General features: G+C 71.2%; 14 protein-coding genes and 1 pseudogene. 7 read left to right on the top strand and 8 right to left on the bottom strand.

Annotated elements, in window-relative coordinates:
* The first annotated feature begins 1 nt into the window (after position 1).
* Entirely contained in the window at positions 2 to 817 is an 816-nt protein-coding gene (pssA, locus tag AB0H86_RS29295; protein ID WP_362445134.1) for a CDP-diacylglycerol--serine O-phosphatidyltransferase, read from the top strand.
* A 223-nt stretch (positions 818 to 1,040) separates the two neighbouring features.
* Here the strand turns inward: pssA and AB0H86_RS29290 are convergent, their stop codons facing one another.
* Entirely contained in the window at positions 1,041 to 2,159 is a 1,119-nt protein-coding gene (locus AB0H86_RS29290; protein ID WP_362445622.1) for a glycerate kinase, read from the bottom strand.
* A 245-nt stretch (positions 2,160 to 2,404) separates the two neighbouring features.
* Between AB0H86_RS29290 and AB0H86_RS29285 the strand changes: the two genes are divergently transcribed.
* A complete protein-coding gene (locus AB0H86_RS29285; RefSeq protein WP_362445131.1) occupies positions 2,405 to 3,478 on the top strand; it encodes an ADP-ribosylglycohydrolase family protein in 1,074 nt (357 codons plus the stop codon).
* A gap of 63 nt (positions 3,479 to 3,541) precedes the next feature.
* Positions 3,542 to 4,036, top strand: coding sequence for an NUDIX hydrolase (locus AB0H86_RS29280; RefSeq protein ID WP_362445128.1), 495 nt, complete (start codon positions 3,542 to 3,544; stop codon positions 4,034 to 4,036).
* 57 nt (positions 4,037 to 4,093) lie between these two features.
* Here the strand turns inward: AB0H86_RS29280 and AB0H86_RS29275 are convergent, their stop codons facing one another.
* The 3 genes from AB0H86_RS29275 to AB0H86_RS29265 all read right to left on the bottom strand — a co-directional run bounded on the left by AB0H86_RS29275 (position 4,094) and on the right by AB0H86_RS29265 (position 10,200).
* Positions 4,094 to 4,585 carry a methylated-DNA--[protein]-cysteine S-methyltransferase gene (locus AB0H86_RS29275; RefSeq protein WP_362445126.1) on the bottom strand — a complete coding sequence of 164 codons (492 nt, stop codon included), beginning with the start codon at positions 4,583 to 4,585 and terminating at the stop codon, positions 4,094 to 4,096.
* The gene (locus AB0H86_RS29270; protein ID WP_362445123.1) at positions 4,585 to 6,102 is read right to left on the bottom strand and encodes an AlkA N-terminal domain-containing protein; all 1,518 of its coding nucleotides are present in this window, start codon (positions 6,100 to 6,102) and stop codon (positions 4,585 to 4,587) included. Before AB0H86_RS29270 ends, AB0H86_RS29275 begins: the two co-directional genes overlap by 1 nt.
* 201 nt (positions 6,103 to 6,303) lie before the next feature.
* Complete coding sequence (locus AB0H86_RS29265) at positions 6,304 to 10,200, bottom strand: glycoside hydrolase family 2 TIM barrel-domain containing protein (protein WP_362445120.1); 3,897 nt, start codon at positions 10,198 to 10,200, stop codon at positions 6,304 to 6,306.
* Between the two features lie 247 nt (positions 10,201 to 10,447).
* Between AB0H86_RS29265 and AB0H86_RS29260 the strand changes: the two genes are divergently transcribed.
* Positions 10,448 to 11,137: a response regulator transcription factor gene (locus AB0H86_RS29260; RefSeq protein ID WP_362445117.1), complete on the top strand. Its 690-nt coding sequence runs from the start codon at positions 10,448 to 10,450 to the stop codon at positions 11,135 to 11,137.
* A gap of 28 nt (positions 11,138 to 11,165) precedes the next feature.
* Here the strand turns inward: AB0H86_RS29260 and AB0H86_RS29255 are convergent, their stop codons facing one another.
* The 4 genes from AB0H86_RS29255 to AB0H86_RS29240 form a co-directional block, all read right to left on the bottom strand.
* Positions 11,166 to 11,678: an O-acetyl-ADP-ribose deacetylase gene (locus AB0H86_RS29255; protein WP_362445114.1), complete on the bottom strand. Its 513-nt coding sequence runs from the start codon at positions 11,676 to 11,678 to the stop codon at positions 11,166 to 11,168.
* The gene (locus AB0H86_RS29250; RefSeq protein ID WP_362445112.1) at positions 11,675 to 13,084 is read right to left on the bottom strand and encodes an NAD(P)/FAD-dependent oxidoreductase; all 1,410 of its coding nucleotides are present in this window, start codon (positions 13,082 to 13,084) and stop codon (positions 11,675 to 11,677) included. The genes AB0H86_RS29255 and AB0H86_RS29250 overlap by 4 nt, the downstream gene beginning before the upstream one ends.
* Positions 13,085 to 13,297: 213 nt before the next feature.
* A complete protein-coding gene (locus AB0H86_RS29245) occupies positions 13,298 to 14,140 on the bottom strand; it encodes an inositol monophosphatase family protein (protein ID WP_362445109.1) in 843 nt (280 codons plus the stop codon).
* A 205-nt stretch (positions 14,141 to 14,345) separates the two neighbouring features.
* Entirely contained in the window at positions 14,346 to 16,220 is a 1,875-nt protein-coding gene (locus AB0H86_RS29240) for a gamma-glutamyltransferase (protein WP_362445107.1), read from the bottom strand.
* A gap of 268 nt (positions 16,221 to 16,488) precedes the next feature.
* On the opposite strand from AB0H86_RS29240, the gene AB0H86_RS29235 reads away from it, so the two are divergent.
* The 3 genes and pseudogenes from AB0H86_RS29235 to AB0H86_RS29225 all read left to right on the top strand — a co-directional run.
* Positions 16,489 to 18,174 carry a ribonuclease J gene (locus AB0H86_RS29235; protein WP_362445105.1) on the top strand — a complete coding sequence of 562 codons (1,686 nt, stop codon included), beginning with the start codon at positions 16,489 to 16,491 and terminating at the stop codon, positions 18,172 to 18,174.
* 154 nt (positions 18,175 to 18,328) lie between these two features.
* Positions 18,329 to 19,057 (top strand): spermidine synthase, encoded by a 729-nt coding sequence (locus AB0H86_RS29230; protein ID WP_362445102.1) that lies wholly within the window; start codon positions 18,329 to 18,331, stop codon positions 19,055 to 19,057.
* A gap of 204 nt (positions 19,058 to 19,261) precedes the next feature.
* A pseudogene (locus AB0H86_RS29225) lies at positions 19,262 to 19,623 on the top strand (DNA-directed RNA polymerase subunit alpha); the annotation flags it as partial.

The following is a 19,623-nucleotide window of genomic DNA, read 5'->3' as shown; positions in this document are numbered from 1 at the left end:
GGTGCCCGAGGCCGACGAGGTGGACGAAGAGGAGGAGATGCCCCTCTCTCTCCGCCTCTCAATAGCGGACACCCTCACTCTCGGCAACGCGACGTGCGGCTTCATGGCCGTGTACTTCACCACCACCGGCATCCTGATCCCGCACCTCATGGACAGCCAGCAGTCCGGCATGGCCCGCAACAGCGCGGCCACCGCGGTCATCCTGATGCTGTGCGCGGCCGTCTTCGACCTGTTCGACGGCCTGGTGGCGAGGAAGCTGCGCTCCTCCCCCATGGGAGCGGAGCTGGACAACCTCTCCGACCTGATCAGCTTCGGCCTGGCACCGGCGTACTTCGTCCTCGTCTACGGCATGGTGGCGGACGACGCGTACCAGCGGGTGGCGGCGGTGGGGGCGATCGTGGTGCTCCTGGCCGTCGTGCTACGGCTGGCCAGATTCTCGTGTGTGACGGTGAAGGACGGCACCTTCCAGGGCATGCCGTCGCCGTTCGGGGCGCTGACGGTGGTCTCGATCGTGCTGCTGGAGCTGCCCTTCGTGGCGACACTCCTCGCGATCCTGGGTACCGCCTGGCTGATGGTGAGCCGGGTGGAGTACCCGAAGCCGCGGGGTCGCCTCGCGGTGGCGATGCTCTCGTGGATCGTGCTGTCCATGGGGCTGCTGGCTGCCTGGGCGTTCGACGCGCCGAGCGGGCAGCTGCTGCTTCAGACGGGCTGTGCGCTGCAGCTGGTCATGGGGGCGGTGATCCCGCTGTTCGCCACGGCTCGCCGGGTGAACAACTTCCGTGACAACCGACGTGAGGCGCGTGCGGCACAGCCGTGACGCTCCCGCTCGCGTGGGCCCCGGACCGCCTGGTTCGGGGCCTTTCGCCTGTCCGGGGTCAGAGCCTGTGTCACATCCCCGGCCGGATCAGCGCACGTCGTCTGGTGCGTGCGATCGCAAGGCGCCGGAGCGTCCTTGTAGCGGAGCTACTAGGACGTTTCGGCAACGCGGCGAGCGTGCGTGCCAGGCGGCGTGCGCCCGGCCGGGGATGTGACACAGGCTCTCAGGTCAGGAAGTCGCGGGCGATCTGTTCCGCGACCCGTTGCAGGATCGGCCCCGCGTCCGCGATGCACTTCGCCACGTCCGGCTCGACGTCGGTCAACGGGTACACCCGCCGGATACCCGCCCGGCCGAGCGCCTCCGGCGGCAGGGCGAGCCGACCGCACACCGCGACGACCTCCTTGCCCGCCGCGCGTGCCGCCGCCGCGACGCCCGCCGGGGCCTTGCCGTGGAGTGTCTGCTCGTCCAGGGATCCCTCGCCGGTGATGACCAGCGTCGCGTACTCCAGCGCGGGCGCGAAGCCCAGGACATCGAGCATGATCTCGATACCGGGCCGGAAGCGGGCGCCGAGGAGCAGCGCGCCGTAGCCGATGCCGCCCGCCGCGCCGGCGCCCGGCGAAACGGCGTACTCGGCGGCCTTCGCGCCGACCGCCCGCTCCAGCACCTTCGCGTAGTGCGCGAGCGCCTCGTCCAGGGCCTCCACGTCGTCCGGCGAGGCGCCCTTCTGCGGGCCGTAGACGGCCGGCGCGCCCTTGGGGCCGGTCAGCGGGTTGTCGACATCGCTCGCGAGCACGAACTCGACGAACGCGAGCCGGGGGTCCAGGTCGGACAGATCGGCCGAGGCCAGGTCGGCGAGTCCGCCACCGCCCGGTGCCACCGGCTCCCCGTCCGCGTCCACGAACCGCGCGCCGAGCGCGGACAGCATGCCGGCGCCCCCGTCCGTGGTGGCGCTGCCGCCGACCCCGAACACGATCGTCCGCGCGCCCGCGTCCAGCGCGGCCCGCAGCAGTTCGCCGGAGCCGTACGTGGAGGCCGCCATCGGTGCGAAGACACCCGCGGGCAGCCGCTGCAGCCCGCTCGCCTCCGCCATCTCCACGACGGCCGTGTCCCCGCGCAGCGCGAACGCGGCCGTCACCTCCTGGCCGAGCGGCCCCGCGACCCGGACCTCGCGTCGGTCGAACCCGGCCGCGACCGCCGCGTCCACGGTTCCGTCGCCGCCGTCGGCCACGGGCAGCGCCTCCACCGCGAGGTCCGGCAGGACCTCGCGCAGTCCGGCCGTGATCCGCTCGGCGACCTGTACGGCCGTCAGTGAGCCCTTGAACTTGTCCGCGGCGATGAGCACCCGCGCCGTCTTCCGGGCGTCGTTCCCTGCAGCGTCCGCCACCGTGTCTTCCCCTTGCTCTCCAGGCCCCCACGCACGTCAAGGCCAGTCGCGCCGCTGCGACCTTAACCTCAGGACGACCCCGCCGTCATGCACCGACCGGCCCCTGGACCAAGCCTGGCAGCGCGCTGTGCGAGCCCTGTGGCGTGCCGTGCGCGGCACCCGAACCCCGCGCGGGCGCCCCCGGAATCGGGTAGACGGTAGGTATGACCCCTGTGGGCAGTGAGCCAGAGCTCGCCGACCGCGTCCTCGGGGGCTGGCTCGGCCGGATCGCGGGCAACATGCTCGGCAAGCCGGTCGAGCAGGGCGACCTGTGGACGCGGGACCGGATCGACCGCTATCTGCGGCAGGCCGCGGCCCTGCCGCTCACCGACTACCTGCCCGAGCCCGTCGGCGAGAGCGACGGGCTCGAGCTGCGCCCCGAGTGGCGCCAGTGCGTCCGCGGCCGCATCCACGGCAGCTGCCGTGACGACGACATCGACTACGCCATCCTCGGCCTGGACCTGCTGGAGACCCACGGCTTCGGCTTCAGCACCGCGCAGGTCGGCGACCTGTGGCTGCTGCGGCTGCCGTACCTGCAGACCTTCACCGCCGAAAGGGCCGCGTACCGCAACCTCGCCAACGGGCTGAAACCGCCGCTGACGGCGACGTACGACAATCCGTACCAGGAGTGGATCGGGGCCCTCATTCGCGCCGACATCTACGGCTGGACCTGTCCGGGCGCGCCGCGCCGCGCCGCCTCGCTCGCCCGCCGGGACGCGGTGCTGTCCCACACCGGCAACGGTGTGTACGGCGCCATGTGGGCGGCGGCGCTGATCGCGGCGGCGTTCACGGCCGGCACGGTGCGCCACGCCGTCGACCAGGCACTCGCCGTGATTCCGGCGAGCAGTCGACTCGCCCGTACCGTGCGCCGCGTCCTCTCGCTCCACGCCACCCGGATGACCTGGGAGGACACGCTCAGCACGGTCGCCGAGGAGACCGCCGGGCTCGGCTGGATCCACACCGTCCCGAACGCCGCCGTACTGACCGCCGGGCTTCTGTACGGCGACGGCGACTTCACCCGCACCATCACGCTCACCGTGCGCGGCGGCCTGGACACCGACTCCAACGGCGCGACCGCGGGTTCGGTGGCCGGGGTACTGACCGGTGCTGAGGCCATCCCGGCGCAGTGGAAGGACCCGCTGGAGGACACGGTGCGCAGCGCGGTGTTCGGCTTCGACGGGGCCCGGATCAGTGAACTGGCGCGGCGGACGGTGCGGTTGGCGCAGACGGAGCCGTGATCGACGCCGAGGCCGACGTCGTAGCTGACCGGAGCGGCCGGGGAAGCTGGATACCCTTTCTGGATGACCACCACTCAAGACTTCGCCGCCTACATCGCGGGACTCCCCCGTGTGCTCGCCGGTGCCGCCGTCCTCTTCCGCGACGTGGAGGGGCGGGTGCTGCTCGTCGAGCCCAACTACCGTGAGGGCTGGGCGCTGCCCGGCGGCACGATCGAGTCCGACGACGGCGAGACTCCGCGCCAGGGCGCGCGCCGGGAGACCCTGGAGGAGATCGGCCTGGACCGCGAGCTCGGCCGGCTGCTCGCGGTGGACTGGGCGCACGGGTCGGGGCGGCCGCCGCTGGTGGCGTATCTGTACGACGGCGGAGTGCTCGACGAGGACGAGTTCAAGGCGATCCGGCTCCAGGAGGAGGAACTGCTGTCCTGGCGGCTCGTACCGCGCGAGGAACTCGCCGAGTACCTGCAGGGCTCCCTGGGCCGCCGCGTCCAGACCGCGCTGGACGTCCTGACGGAGGGTTCGGGGACGGCGGAGCTGGAGAACGGGCACCGGGTGGGCTGACCGGGACAGCCGCACGACGGGCGGGCCGGCGCACGGTTCGCGGGCCTCTCGCCCTGTTCAGAACAGCGCCGTTCCGCTCTCGAAGTCCAGCAGACGCTGCTTGCGGTCCAGGCCGCCGCCGTATCCGGTGAGGCCGCCGTTCGCGCCGACGACGCGGTGGCAGGGCACGATGATGCCGACCGGGTTCCTGCCGTTGGCGAGCCCCACCGCGCGCGAGGCGGTGGGGTTGCCGAGGGCGTCGGCCAGTTCGCCGTAGGTGCGGGTCTCGCCGTAGGGAATCTTCCGCAGATGGCTCCAGACGCTGCGCTGGAACGGGGTTCCGTGCAGGCCGAGTTCGAGGGTGAACTCCTTCAACTCGCCCGCGAAATAGGCCTCCAGCTCCTCCTCGGCGGCCGCGAACGGGGTCTGGGCGCGGGCGCCGAAGGTCTCCTCCGCGGGGCGGTGGCGCTGATCGGTCATGTAGAGGCCGCACAGGACACCGTCGTCGGCGACGAGGGTCAAAGGGCCGTAGGGGCTGTCGATCACGGTGTGCTGCTTCGTCGAACTCATCACGAACGTCCTTGGGAAGGAAGGAAGTTGATCGGGTGGCTGTCAGTCGCCCACAGGTACTGGACCGCGTACGCCCGCCAGGGCCGCCAGGCCGCCGCACGGGCCGTGAGCGCCGCCGGAGTCGAGGGCAGGCCCAACTCCTGTGCGGCGCGGCGGATTCCGAGGTCGGTCGGGAGGAAGGCGTCCGGGTCACCGAGGGCGCGCATCGCGATGACGTCGGCCGTCCAGGGGCCGAAGCCGGGGAGCGCGAGGAGCTGGGCGCGAGTTTGGGCCCAGTCGCTCTCCACGCCCAGATTGAGGGTGCCGTCGCAGAGTTGGCCCACCAGGGTGGTGAACGTGGTGCGACGAGTGCGCGGCATCGCGAGTGACTCGGGGTCGAGGGCGGCGAGCGCCTCGGGGGACGGGAAGAGGTGGGTGAGGCCCCCCTCGGGATCGTCCACCGGATCGCCGTACGCCGTGACCAGACGGGCCGCGTGGGTGCGGGCCGCCGCTGTCGAGACCTGCTGGCCGAGCACCGCGCGTACGGCGAACTCCGCCTCGTCGACCGTACGCGGGACCCGTCGGCCGGGGGCCTTGTCGACGAGCGGCGCGAGGGCCGGGTCCGTGCGCAGCTGGTCGTCGACCGCGACCGGATCGGCGTCCAGGTCGAGCATGCGGCGGCAGCGGCTGATGGCGACGGTCAGGTCCCGCAGGTCGCTGAGGGTGACCCGGCAGGCGATGTGGTCCGGCCGTGGCGTGAGTGCCACGATGCCGTGGCCGTACGGCAGTCGCAGCGTGCGCCGGTAGGCGCCGTCCCGCCACTCCTCCACGCCCGGGACGGCGGTCGCGGCGAGGTGCCCGAAGAGGTTGTCGGGGTTGAGGGGAGCGCGGAAGGGGAGCCGCAGGGCCAGTGCCCCCGGGGCGAGGGGAGCGTTCGCCCCCACCGTGACCGGGGAGTTCTTCCTCGGTACCCGGGCGCGCAGTTCGCTCGGGGAGAGGGCGAAGACCTCGCGCACGGTGTCGTTGTAGGTGCGGATGGAGGAGAACCCGGCGGCGAAGGCGATCTCCGCCATCGGCAGCGGGGTCGTCTCGATGAGCAGGCGGGCGGTCTGGGCGCGCTGGGCGCGGGCGAGGGCGAGGGGGCCCGCGCCCAGTTCGGCGAGCAGTTGACGTTCGACCTGCCTGCTGCTGTAGCCGAGCCGGGCGGCGAGTCCGGGCACGCCCTCGCGGTCCACGACACCGTCGGCGACGAGCCGCATGGCCCGGGCCACCAGGTCGGCTCGCTGGTTCCACTCCGGGGAGCCCGGGCTGGTGTCGGGGCGGCAGCGCTTGCAGGCCCGGAAGCCGGCCTGCTGGCAGGCCGCCGCACTCGGGTAGAAGGTCATGTTCTCGGGCTTGGGCGGCACGACCGGGCAGCTGGGCCGGCAGTAGATGCGGGTGGTCAGGACGGCGGTGAAGAACCAGCCGTCGAACCGTGCGTCCTTCGACTGCACGGCGCGCACGCAGCGCTCGGTCTCGGTGTGCATTCCCCTCTGCATGTCTCCAGCATCGGACATGCGCAGGGGACGGGCTGGCGAGAATCCGACATCAACCTCGGCTGTCCTGGACCGGCCGGAGCCCGGGGTTCGGCACGACCGGTCGACGGGCTGCCATGGTCAGGCGTACGAGGCGTACGACGCCGTGGCAGGCGTACGGCGGTCCGGGACACCGTCTCGCCGGTGTCCCGGGCCGCCGCGCGGTTACTCCGTCGCCGTCGGCCGCCGCGAGGCCGCGGTCGCCCCGTCGACGTCCCGCAGCGGGCGCAGCCGGTAGGTGTAGGCGTAGTCACGGTTGGCGAGGAGCTTGTACTCGTCGTGCGTGTGCGCCCCCCAACTGTTGTCGCCGCCGACGCCCATCTGGCGGTGGTTCAGACGGAGCACGACCTCGTCGCGAGGTGTGAGCTGGTAGTCGTGGCGGGCCCCCACCGACAGGTCCTCCGGTGTCAGGTGCGAGGCGCTGACCTCGATCAGCGGCTCCCCGCTGACCAGCAGCCCGACGCCGCCCGGACCGGTCAGCGCGGCCCAGCGGACGTCGGTCTTGTTGCCGTTCTCCTGCGGGCGCAGGTAGGAGGTCCACTGTCCGGCGACGGTGCCGGAGTAGAGGCCCACGTCGGTGCCGTTGTTGCGGTCCCACATGTTCTCCTCGGGACCGCGGCCGTAGTAGTGCAGGCGGTCCAGGCGCCCCGGCAGGAACAGCAGGGTGCCGACCTCGGGGATGTACGGCAGTGAAGTCGCCCCCGGGTGAAGGGTGTTGTCGACCCTGATCTCGCCATTGCCGAAGACGGTGTAGGTGGTGGTGTACGTCGACTCGACGGTCGTCGGCAGAGTGCCGCTGACCTTGATCTCGACGGCCTTGTCGCGCAGGGCGCGCACGCCGACGTCCGTGACCTTGCGCAGGGCGCCCGCGTCGCGCCAGGTCTGGTTGCGGGTGTGCTGCCCGTTGCCCCGGTCGTTGTCGGTGGGCGCCCGCCAGAAGTTCGGCACCGGTCCCGAGGTGATCAGACGGACGCCACGGGCCTCGTACGACGTGATGGTCCCGCTGCTCTTGTCGACGGTGACGGAGAATCCCTCACCTCGGACGGTGACGGCCTTCTCGCCGTCCTCGTGGCGCAGTGCCGGCACGCGCTCCAGCGGTACGGGTGTCACGGCCGGGCCGCTCGCGGCGACGGGGAGTTGCTGCTTGGCCGTCTCGAAGCCGGCCTTCGCCCACTTCGTGGACTCCTTCATGGTGAAGGAGAGATGCAGGAAGTACTCCGTGCCGGGCGCCGGTTGCGCCGGCACCCGCACCGGAACCGTGATGTCCTTGCTGGTCAGCGCCGGGACGTCCAGCTGATCGCGGCTCAGCGTGCCACGTTGGACGACCTTGCCGTCGGCCAGGAGCGACCAACGGCCGTCGAACTCACGGAGGTTGGTGAACAGGTACTCGTTGGTGAGGGTGACCCGTCCCGAGGTGACCGCGTCGCCGGAGGTGGGCGCGGCGTTGATCGCCTGGTAGATCTGCTTGACCTCGACGGCCTTGCCGGTGCTGCCGCGGTCGGCGGTGATGATGCCGTCCCCGGAGAAGGCCCCGTCGTTGGGGTTGTCGCCCCAGTCGCCGCCGTAGGCGAGGAACGTCTTCTCGCGCGGCCGCTTCTCGGTGAGGTCCACGGTGGCGGCGTCGAACCAGAACCGCACGCCGTCGTCGCCGGGGCCACGGCTGTCGGAGGCCAGCTCGCTCGCGCTCAGCGCCCGGGCGTACACGCGGGCCCGCCGGACGGTACCGCTGAGCTCGCGCGTCGAGTTGTCGACGTCGGTGGCCAGGGACAGAGGGGCCGTGTTGACGGCAGGGCGCCGGGTGGCCGTGCGGGTGGCGCGGACCGAGCCGTCGACATGGAGGGTCAGCGTGCCGGCCTCCGCGTCGAAGACGCCCGCGACGTGGTGCTCGCGGCCGGTCCAGTCGTCCGGCAGCGCCCAACTGGCGGTGATCCACTGGCCGCCACCGTGGATGAAGAACTCCAGGGTGTTGTCCGACTGCTTGAGGGCGTACTGGGTGTCGCCCTTGGTGAGGATCGGCTGGTGGCCTCCGGTGAAGTGCGGGGTGACCCACGCCTCCAGGGTCAGCGAGCCGGTGAGGTCGAGGCTCGGGTCACGGGCGAAGACGGTGCCGCCGAAGACGCCCCTGTCACGGTCGAAGCCGCCGCTGGGGGCGATGACCTCGCCGCGCAGTGCGCCGGGTCCGGACTCGGTGAGCAGCTTGCGCCTCGGGGTGGGCCAGCTCAGGGCCTGGTCGACGAAGTCCCAGATCCAGCCGCCCTGGAGCACGTCGTGGCGGCGTACGACGTCCCAGTACTTCTTGAAGTTGCCGCTGGAGTTCCCCATGGCGTGGGAGTACTCGATCATCACGTACGGCCGGGTGTCGCCGGTGTCCTTCGCCCGCGTATCGATGCGCGACGGGTTTTCGTACATCTTGGAGCGGATGTCGCTGATCCCCTGCCGGTCGTCGCCCTCGTACTGGATGACGCGGGTGGTGTCGTAGGAGCGGATCCAGTCGTACATGGCGTTGAAGGTGCTGCCTGAGCCCGCCTCGTTGCCGAGCGACCAGATGACCACAGAGGCGTGGTTCTTGTCCCGGTGGACCATGTTCTGGGCGCGGGCCACGCACGCCTCGGTCCACTCGGCGTGGTCGCCGGGGTACTCGCCCCGGATGCCGTGGGTCTCCAGGTTGGTCTCGTCCACGAGGTACAGGCCGTACTCGTCCGCGAGTTCCAGCCACAGCGGGTTGTTGGGGTAGTGCGAGGTGCGGACGCTGTTGATGTTCAGCCGTTTGATGATGCCGATGTCCTCGACGAGGTCCGCGCGGGTGAGCGCCGAGCCGTGCACCGGATGCATCTCGTGCCGGTTGGTGCCCCGGAAGGAGACCGGCTTGCCGTTGATGCGCATCAGCCCGTCCTTGAGCGCGAACTCACGCAGGCCGACCCGGTGGGAGAGGGTCTCGATCACCTTGCCGGACGGGTCGCGCAGGCGCAGCACGGCGGTGTAGAGGTTCGGGTGCTCGGCCGACCACAGGCGCGGCGCGGGCACGGCCTTCGTGGTCTGTACGGTCGTCTCGTCGCCGGAGTCCAGTGCGACGGTCTGCCGCAACGGCCGGGGCCAGACCGGGTGTCCGCCCGCGTCGTACAGCTGGGTTTCGACGGAGTACTGACCGGCGCCCTTGCCGCCGTAGTCACGCACGCTCGCGGTGACCGACAGTTCGGCCGCCTGGTAGTCGTCGCTCAGCGGGGTGTCCAGCTTGAAGTCGCGCAGGTGCACGGCGGGCGTGGAGTACAGGTGGACCGAGCGGAAGATGCCGCTCAGCCGGATCATGTCCTGGTCCTCCAGCCAGTCGCCGTCGGAGTAGCGGTACACCTCGACCGCGATCTGGTTGGTGCCCGGCTTGAGGTGCTCGGTGATGTCGTACTCGGCGGGGTCGTAGGAGTCCTCGTGGTAGCCGACCAACTCCCCGTTGATCCACACGTAGTGGGCGGACTTGACCCCCTCGAAGTGCAGGAAGGTCCGGCGTCCATCCCAGTCGCGCGGGACCGTGAAGGTGCGCCGGTACTGGCCGACGGGGTTGTAGCGGGTCGGGGCGGCCGGCGGCTGCGCCTCCTCGCCCTGGCCGTTGGGGCCCCACCACGGGTAGGTGATGTTGATGTAGATCGGTCGGTCGTAGCCGTGCAGTTGCCAGGCGGAGGGGACGGGGATGGTGTCCCAGTCCCGGTCGTCGAGATCCGTGCGGTGGAAGTCGACGTCGCGGTCGTCGGGGCGGTCGGCGTAGGCGAACTTCCACTTGCCGTCGAGGCTGAGCCGGTACGGCGACCGGGTGCGGTCGGCGGCCAGCGCCTGTCTGACGTCCTGGTACGGCATGAGGGTGCTGTGCGGCGGCTCGGCGCCCAGCCGGAAGACGGCGATGTTGCCGTTCCACTCCGGGGCGCCGTCCGCCGCCGCGCGACGGCCTGCCGCGTGCGCGAGGGCGGGAGACGCGGAGAGGGCGAGCGCACCGAACACGGCGGCACCTCCCTCCAGGAGACGGCGGCGGCTGACGAGCGGACGGTCGACGTGGGGCACGTGCGGGTGCGGCATGGCGGTTGCCTTCCTCGGTGCGACGGCGGGGGTGCGCGGACTGAGGGTGCGTCAGCCAGGGAACAGTAGGACTCGCACACAACCGAAGCAATGATCCTGTCGGACTTTGTGCGGTCCTGTTTGGCTGACGTGATCCGGACCTCTTCATGTGTGACGCAGACCACATGAGAAACGCCGCCGTTTCGATAATCGCGAGAGCTATCCTGATGCCTGGTGAACGAAACCGTTTCGTTCAGAAGGGGCCGGCATGGTCACCGTCTTCGTCTTGCACCAGCAGTCCCTGCAGCGACTCGGTCTGCGCATGCTCCTGGGCGCCCGGCCCGGTCTGACCGTCGTCGGGGAAACGGGCGTCGAGGCCGAGGCGATCCGGATCAGCGACCGGCTTCGCCCGGACGTTGTCCTCATGGACGGCTCCGGTCTCGGTACCGGCGGCATCGAGACCGTTCGCCGTATCGCCCGCTCGTCCCGCGTGCTCCTCCTGAGCTCCGCCGGGCACGACACGGACGCCTACGCCGCGCTGCGTGCCGGGGCCGGCGGATTCGTCCTCCCGGACGTCACGCCCGACGAACTGACCTCAGCCGTGCACGCCGTGGCCGTGGGCGACGTGGTCATCTCCCCCGGTCTGACCCGCGAACTCATCGACGCCGTCCGCAGCCGTCCCGCCGGGACACTTGAGCAGGAGCACGGGCTCGACACGCTCACCGGGCGGGAGCGCGACGTGATCACCGCGGTCGCCTCCGGCTGGTCGAACACCGAGATCGCGGAGCGGCTGCACATCGCCCCGACGACCGTGAAGTCCCACGTCAGCAACATCCTCACCAAGATCGGCGCCCGCGCCCGCGTCCAACTGGTGCCCTTCGCCTACGAGAACGGCCTGGTAGAGCCCGCCGTGACGCCCCTGCGGATCGGGGCCCCACCCCTCTCCGCCGCCGCGTGAACACCGGCCGCAGAGCCCTGACCGAGGGTCACACGTGGACCTGCCGGGCGAACGCCTCGTATGCCAGGTCGTCGAAGAGGACGAACCTCACCTCTTCGACATCCGTCCGAGTGATCCGTACCGTCTCGACGGCGATCCGGGCGGCGTCGTCCATCGGCCAGCCGTAGATGCCGGCGGAGACGGCCGGGAAAGCGACCGTGCGGGCGCCCAACTCGTCGGCCACCCGCAGGGATTCGCGGTAGCAGGAGGCCAGCAGCTCCGAACGGTCCTCCTCCTTGCTGAAGCGCGGGCCGACAGTGTGGATCACCCAACGGGCATCCAGCTCACCCGCGGTCGTCGCGACCGCCTGGCCTGTGGGCAGGCCTCTTCCCAAGTGCGCGGCGCGCAGCCTGCGGCAGTCCGCCAGGATCGCGGGGCCGCCGCGACGGTGGATGGCGCCGTCGACGCCGCCTCCGCCGAGCAGCGAGGAGTTGGCCGCGTTGACGATGGCGTCGGCGCGCTGCCGGGTGATGTCGCCCTGGACGAGGGTGATGGCGGTCATGTCTGGCGCAGCCTCCTCCAGACGGCCTTCGCCGCGTTGTGGCCCGACATGCCGTGCACCCCTGGCCCGGGCGGAGTGGCCGAGGAGCAGATGAAGACGGCGGGGTGCGGGGTGCCGTACGGGAACAGGGAGAGCTTGGGGCGCAGCAGGGTCTGGAGTCCTGAGACCGCTCCGGAGGAGATGTCTCCGCCGACGTAGTTGGCGTTGCGGGCGGCAAGTTCGGGCGGTCCGGCGGTCGCGCGGGCGAGGACGCGGTCACGGAAGCCCGGGGCGAACCGCTCCAGCTGGCGCTCGACGGCTTCGGTGAGGTCTCCGGTCCAGCCGTTGGGGACATGGCCGTACGCCCAGAACACGTGCTTGCCGGCCGGGGCCCGGCCGGGGTCGACGACACTGGGCTGCACGGTGATCATGAACGGCTTGTCGGGTGCGCGGCCCTCCCGGGACGCCGCGCGCAGGGCGCTGCCGATCTCGGCGCTGTCGGCGCCGATCTGCACGGTGGTGGCCCTGTGCGGCTCCGGCGCGGTCCAGGGCACGGGGCCGTCCAGCGCGTAGTCGATCTTGAAGACGCTGGGGCCGTACCGATAGCCCTCGTAGTAGGTGCCGAAGCCGGCGATGCGGGCCAGGGCGGTGGGCGAGGTGTCGAAGACGTACGCGCGGGCGGGCGGCAGGTCGTCGAGCCGCTTGACCTCGTAGTCGGTGTGGACGGTGCCGCCGAGGTCCTTGAGATAGGCGGCGAGCGCGTCCGAGATGGACTGGGAGCCGCCGCGGGCCACGGGCCAGCCGCGGGCGTGCGCGGCGAGGGCGAAGACCAGGCCGATCGCGCCGGTGGCGAAGCCGCCCAGCGGGGCCATGACGTGGGCCACGAGACCGGCGAACAGGGTCTTGGCCCGCTCGTCGCGGAAGCGGCGGGTCAGCCAGGTGGACGGGGGCAGGCCGACGAGTCCGAAGCGGGCGAGGGTGACCGGGTCCCGGGGCAGCGCGGTGAGCGGCAGGGACATGAAGTCCCGGGCCAGGGTGTCCCACTTGGGCAGGAAGGGCTCGACCAGCCTGCGGTACGTGCCCGCGTCGCGCGGGCCGAACGAGGCGGCCGTCTCGCCGACCGACCGCGCCAGCACGGCGGCGGTGCCGTCGAGGAAGGGGTGCGCCATGGGCAGATCGGCGTGCAGCCACTCCAGGCCGTACCGCTGAAGGGGCATCGCGCGGAACGCCGGCGAGTTGATGCCGAGCGGGTGGGCCGCCGAGCACGGGTCGTGCCGGAAGCCGGGGAGGGTGAGCTCCTCGGTGCGGGCTCCCCCGCCGACGGTGTCCCGGGCCTCGAAGACGGCCACGGAGAAGCCTCTGCGGGCCAGCTCCACGGCAGCGGTCAGTCCGTTCGGCCCCGCACCAACCACGACCGCATCGAGCATCGACGGCACCTTCGGACTCCTTCGTCAGCCGATGGCCTGTAGGGATCAGGATATGACGGAGGCCCGACAGTGCCGGGCCGCGGGGCACCACCCGAGCCGTCGAGCCTCCGCGGACCGTGTGCTGCCGCCCCTCGGGCGAGCGCCCACCGCGGCTCCTTCGGCGACCGACGGCTACCGCTGCCCCTCCCCCACCGCTGCTTCGGCGACCGACGGCTATCGCGGCATCAGCAGCTCCAGCACCCGGCGGGCCGTGGCCGCGTCGCGGGCCGCGGTGAAGGGGAGAGCGTTGTGGCCGGTGATGCGGAACGGCTCGCCCGCGAGAGTCAGGTGGGCGCCGCCCGCCTCCTCCACCAGGAGCAGGCCGGCCGCGTGGTCCCAGGCCGCCTCCCAGGAGAACGCCGTGGCGTCCAACTCGCCCCGGGCGACCGCCAGATACTCCAGGCCGGCCGAGCCACAGGCGCGCGGTGCCACGCCCTCGGTCCGCAGACCGAGCAGGGCGTGCTTCTGCCCATCGGTCGTGTAGTCCGGGTGGGAGGTGGCCACGCGCAGGTCACGGTCCGGCTCCGGGGCGCCTGAGATCAGCCGCTCGCCGTCGAGGAACGCGCCCTGCCCGCGCACGGCGGTGGCCAGCTGGTCGCGTGCCGGGGCGTACGTCCACGAGGCGAGCAGGACTCCGCGCCGGGCGAGCGCGACCAGGGTGCAGAACCCGGGGTCGCCGTGCACGAACTGCCGTGTGCCGTCGACGGGATCGACGATCCAGACCGGCGTGTCGCCCTGTATCGCCTCGTAGGACGCGGGGTTCGCGTGCACCGCCTCCTCGCCGACGACGACCGAGCCGGGCAGCAGTGCGCCGAGCGCCTCGGTGAGATACAGCTCGGCGTTGCGGTCGGCGTCGGTCACCAGGTCGTGCGGGCCGCTCTTCTGGTCGACCTCGTGCTCGGCGAGCCGGCGGAAGCGCGGCATTATCTCGGCCGCGGCCGCCTTGCGGACGGTCTCCTCCACGTCGGCGGAGTGTCGGGCGAGAAACTCGTCGATGGTTTCCATGTCTTCGATCATGGCTCCATGAGAGCACGCCCCACTGACAATCCCTACCCTCCCGGTGCACAGCGGGTGGAATCACCGTGAAGACCGGAGTGCGGCGCTGTCGGCGAGATCGGCGGCCGGTTCGGCGGCCGGTTCAGTGGCCAGTTCGGCGACCGGTTCAGCGGCCGGTTCAGTGGCCGGTTCAGTGGCCGGTTCAGTGGCCGGTTCAGCGGCCGGTTCAGCGGCCGACCGCGTACCCCTGCATGCCGCGCGGGTTCGCGGCCGCCGACAGGATGCCGGTCTCCGGGTCCCGGGCGACCGCGCACAGGCGTCCTTCCGACCACGGGTCGCCCACCGTCACGTCGTGCCCGCGCCTGCGGAGTTCCGCCACGAGGTCCGGGGCCGTGCGGGCTTCGACCGTGACGCTGCCCGGGCGCATGCCGCGAGGGTAGAAGGATCCGGGGAAACTGTCGTTGTGCCAGTTCGGGGCGTCGATCGCGCCCTGGAGGTCGAGTCCGCCGCGGACCGGCGCGAGCAGCGCGACGGCGAGGAAGAAGTGCAGCTGCCACTGGTCCTGCTGGTCGCCGCCAGGTGTCCCGAACGCCATCACCGGCACGCCGTCGCGCAGGGCGATCGAGGGAGTGAGGGTCGTACGGGGGCGGCGGCCCGGGGTGAGGGAGTTCGGCAGGCCCTCCTCCAGCCAGGTCATCTGCAGCCGGGTGCCCAGCGGAAAGCCCAGCTCGGGCACGACGGGGTTGGACTGGAGCCAGCCGCCGCTGGGGGTGGCGGCGACCATGTTGCCCCAGCGGTCGACGACGTCGAGGTGACAGGTGTCGCCACGGGTGCGCCCATCGGCGGCGACATCGGACTCGGGCTCGCCCGGCACCGGCGACGTCGGGTGCTTGGCGACCGTGGGCTCGCCCACGCCGGGCACGCCATGGACCGCGACCGTCGGCTCCCCCGCGCCCAGCGGGCCGAACCCGGCCTCGTCGCGGATCACCCCGCGCGCGTGGGCGCTCGTCCGCGGGGTGCGGCCTCCGGGGCTGCCGGGCCTCACCTCGTACGACGCCTTCTCACCGACGAGCTCCCGCCGCCCCGCGTTGTACGCGTCCGACAGCAGCGCGTCGAGCGGCACCTCGGCCGCGTCCCCGTACCAGGCCTCCCGGTCCGCCATGGCGAGCTTGCAGCCCTCTATCAGCAGGTGGACGTAGTCCGCGGACCCGTACCGGGGCAGTTCGGGCGGCAGCAGCGCGAGTTGCTGGAGGAGAACCGGCCCCTGGCTCCAGGGGCCCGCCTTGCAGACGGTCCAGCCGTTCCAGTCGTACGTCGCCGGCGCCTCGTACGTCGCGGACCAGCCGGCGAGGTCGGCGGCCGTGAGGGTGCCGGTGTGCCGCTCGCCGCTGGTGTCCATGGTGGGCCGACGCGCCTGCCGTACGAGCGCCTCCGCGACGAAGCCGGTGCGCCACACCTCGCGCGCGGCCTCGATCTGCGCCTCCCGGTCTCCCGCCCCGGCGACCTCGGCGAGCAGCCGCTTCCAGGTGGCGGCGAGGGCGGGGTTACGGAAGAGCTCCCCCGGCCGGGGTGCCTTCCCGCCCGGCAGGTACACCTCCGCCGAGGTGGTCCACTCCGTCTCGAACAGCTCCCGTACCGTCTCGACGGTCGCGCCGACGTTCTCCACGGGCGCGTGGCCGTGTTCGGCGTACCCGATGGCGTACTTCAGGAGGTCGGCGAGGGGTTTCGTGCCGTGGTCCCGAAGGAGCAGCATCCAGGCGTCGAAGGCACCGGGGACGGCGGCGGCGAGCGGCCCGGTCCCGGGGACGAGATCCAGCCCGAGCCCCCGGTAGTGCGCGACGCTCGCCCCGGCCGGCGCGACGCCCTGCCCGCACAGCACCCGCACCTCGCCTCCCGCCGGCGCCAGCAGGATCGGTACCTCGCCGGCCGGCCCGTTGAGGTGCGGCTCGACGACGTGCAGCACGAACGCTCCCGCCACGGCGGCGTCGTACGCGTTGCCGCCGTCCTCCAGCACGGCCATCGCCGACTGCGAGGCGAGCCAGTGGGTGGAGGACACCATGCCGAAGGTGCCTTGAAGTGTGGGTCGAGTCGTGAACTGCATCTCTCACCTCAGTGTTCGCATGCGTCGGTCGGCCTATCCAACATCAGAACGAACCGTGGGGAGATTCCGGGGAGATTGAGCGCGAGCACAGCCGGCCCTCTTGGCCTCATCCCCTGGAACCCGTGGCCAGGGGGCCGTCGACACGCGGCGCCCCCCGCTACAACATGCTCGTCCCGGGGTACCCGGTGCGGGTGCCCCGCTCCGTCGGGAAGAAGAGATCACCCAGGCAATGGATCACCGTGTCCCGCTCTGCGGGTACGGTCAGGGTATGAGTCACCCGCATCCCGACCTGAAAGCCGCCCCACCCCTTCCTGAAGGAGGGCTGCGGGTCATTGCCCTGGGCGGCCTGGGTGAGATCGGCCGCAACATGACCGTCTTCGAGCACGCCGGCAAACTGCTCATCGTCGACTGCGGCGTGCTGTTCCCCGAGGAGACCCAGCCCGGCGTGGACGTGATCCTGCCGGACTTCACCTCGATCCGGGACCGGCTGGACGACATCGTGGCCGTGGTACTCACCCACGGCCACGAGGACCACATCGGCGGCGTGCCGTACCTGCTGCGCGAGCGGTCCGACATTCCCGTCGTCGGCTCCAAGCTGACGCTGGCCTTCCTGGAGGCCAAGCTCAAGGAACACGGCATCCGGCCGCGCACGGTGCGGGTGCGGGAGGGCGACCGGCGCGGCTTCGGGCCCTTCGACTGCGAGTTCGTGGCGGTCAACCACTCCATCCCGGACGGCCTCGCGGTCGCGATCCGCACCGGGGCCGGGATGGTGCTGCACACCGGCGACTTCAAGATGGACCAGTTCCCTCTCGACGATCGCATCACCGACCTGCGCGCCTTCGCCCGCCTCGGCGAGGAGGGCGTGGACCTGTTCCTCACCGACTCCACCAACGCCGAGGTGCCCGGCTTCACCACCTCCGAGCGTGAGCTGAACCCGGCGATCGAGCAGGTGATGCGCACCGCGCCGCGCCGGGTGATCGTCTCCAGTTTCGCCAGCCATGTGCACCGCATCCAGCAGGTCCTGGACGCCGCGCACCAGCACGGCCGCAAGGTCGCCTTCGTGGGCCGCTCCATGGTCCGCAACATGGGCATCGCCCGCGACCTCGGGTACCTGAAGGTTCCCAGCGGCCTGGTCGTGAGTACCAAGGAAATGGAGAAGCTGCCGGACCACAAGATCACCCTGGTGTGCACCGGATCCCAGGGCGAGCCGATGGCGGCTCTGTCCCGGATGGCCAACCGCGACCATGTGATCCGCATCGGCAAGGGCGACACCGTCCTGCTCGCCAGCTCCCTGATCCCCGGCAACGAGAACGCCATCTACCGGGTGATCAACGGGCTGACCCGGTGGGGCGCCCACGTCGTCCACAAGGGCAACGCCAAGGTGCACGTCTCCGGGCACGCCAGCGCCGGTGAACTCGTGTACTGCTACAACATCGTCAAGCCCCGCAATGTCATGCCCGTGCACGGCGAATGGCGCCACCTGCAGGCCAACGCCGACCTGGCCATCCGTACGGGGATCGATCCCAAGCGGGTGGTCATCGCCGAGGACGGCGTCGTCGTCGACCTCGTGGACGGGCGTGCGTCGATCACCGGCAAGGTGCCCGCGGGCAACGTCTACGTGGACGGCATGGAGGTCGGCGGCGCCACTGAAGCGTCCCTGAAGGACCGTGTCACCCTCGCGGAGGAAGGGGTGGTCACCGTGGTGGCGATCGTCGATGCCGACACGGGTGCCCTTGCCGAGACTCCCGACTTCCTGGCCCGCGGGTTCGTCCACGACGACACCACCTTCGAACCGGTCATCCCTGTCATCGAGAAGACTCTGGCCAACGCGGCCCAGGAAGGCGTCGGCGACGCACACCAGCTGGAACAGCTCATCGCCCGTGCCGTGGCGAACTGGGCCTTCCGCACCCACCGTCGCAAGCCCCTCATCATCCCCGTCATCATCGACGCCTGAACCGGCGGGCCCCTTCCCCTGCCCTGCCCGTCCCTGCCCCGACGGCAGCAGGGACGGGTTCGCGCATGCGTCCACACCGGCGCAGGGCGGCGTTCCAGGCACCGGCTTCGGGCACCGGCTTCGGGCACCGACGGTGCGCCAGAAAGGTAAACGGATGAGCGCGCGTTTCGAGGAGATCGACTGGCGCCCGACAGCGATGGGCGACATCAGCCTGCGGCGCCGACGCGACCCGGCATCGGACACCGATGTGTACGAGGTGAAGCTCGGCGACGAGTTCTTGATGTCCAGCCTCTTCACAGCCGGCGAGATCGCGCTTGCGGAACTCGGACTGGCGAAACTGCCCGGCACCGAACTGGACGTCGCCGTCGGCGGACTCGGCCTCGGGTACACCGCCAAGGCTGTGCTGGACGACCCCCGGGTGCGCTCGCTGACCGTGATCGAAACGCTCGCCGAAGTCATCGACTGGCATCAGCGCGGCCTGGTCCCTCTCGGCGCCCGGCTGACCTCGGACGCCCGCTGCCGCCTGGTTCAAGGCGACTTCTTCGCGATGGCGGCCGATTCGTGCGGCCTGGACCCGAGGGAGCCGGGCCGCCGCTTCCACGCCATCCTGCTGGATGTCGACCATTCGCCGCGCCATGTGCTCCACCCGCGCCACGCGGCGCTCTACCAGCCTGCCGGGCTCCGCGCTCTCACCGAACGCCTCCACCCGGGCGGGGTCTTCGCCCTGTGGTCGAACGACCCGCCGGACAAGCAGTTCACCTCCGCACTCACAGAGGTCTTCGCGCAATCAGCGGCCCATCTCGTCGACTTCGACAATCCCCTGCAAGGCGGCACCTCGAGCAACACCGTCTACGTGGCCAGGACAGAACCGGGCCCGCCGTAGACAAACAGGCCCACCCCGAAGGACCGAAGTACGGGTCACGGCATCGGGGACGAGCACCACAGCTCGTACCATGAGGCAGGCGCGGTTGCCGCCGCCGTGCACCACGAGGAGATGCAGCGGGCCACCGGGGACCGTATCGCCCGTACTCTTCATGGTGTCAACGGCGTCACGTAGCTGGCGCCAAACCACTGGAGGCAACACCCCGTGCTGATTGCTCAGCGTCCATCCCTGACCGAAGAGGTCGTCGACGAGTTCCGCTCCCGGTTCGTGATCGAGCCGCTGGAGCCGGGCTTCGGTTACACCCTTGGCAACTCCCTCCGCCGTACCCTCCTGTCCTCGATCCCGGGCGCCGCTGTCACCAGCATCCGGATCGACGGCATCCTGCACGAGTTCACCACCGTGCCGGGCGTCAAGGAGGACGTCACCGACCTGATCCTCAACATCAAGCAGCTGGTCGTCTCCTCGGAGCAGGACGAGCCGGTCGTGATGTACCTGCGCAAGCAGGGCCCGGGTCTGGTCACCGCCGCCGACATCGCGCCCCCGGCCGGTGTCGAGGTGCACAACCC

Source organism: Streptomyces sp. NPDC050997 (assembly GCF_040660135.1).
Taxonomy (GTDB): Bacteria; Actinomycetota; Actinomycetes; order Streptomycetales; family Streptomycetaceae; genus Streptomyces.
Note: the sequence above shows the minus strand (reverse complement) of the source record. Positions and strands in the feature narration are given on the sequence as shown.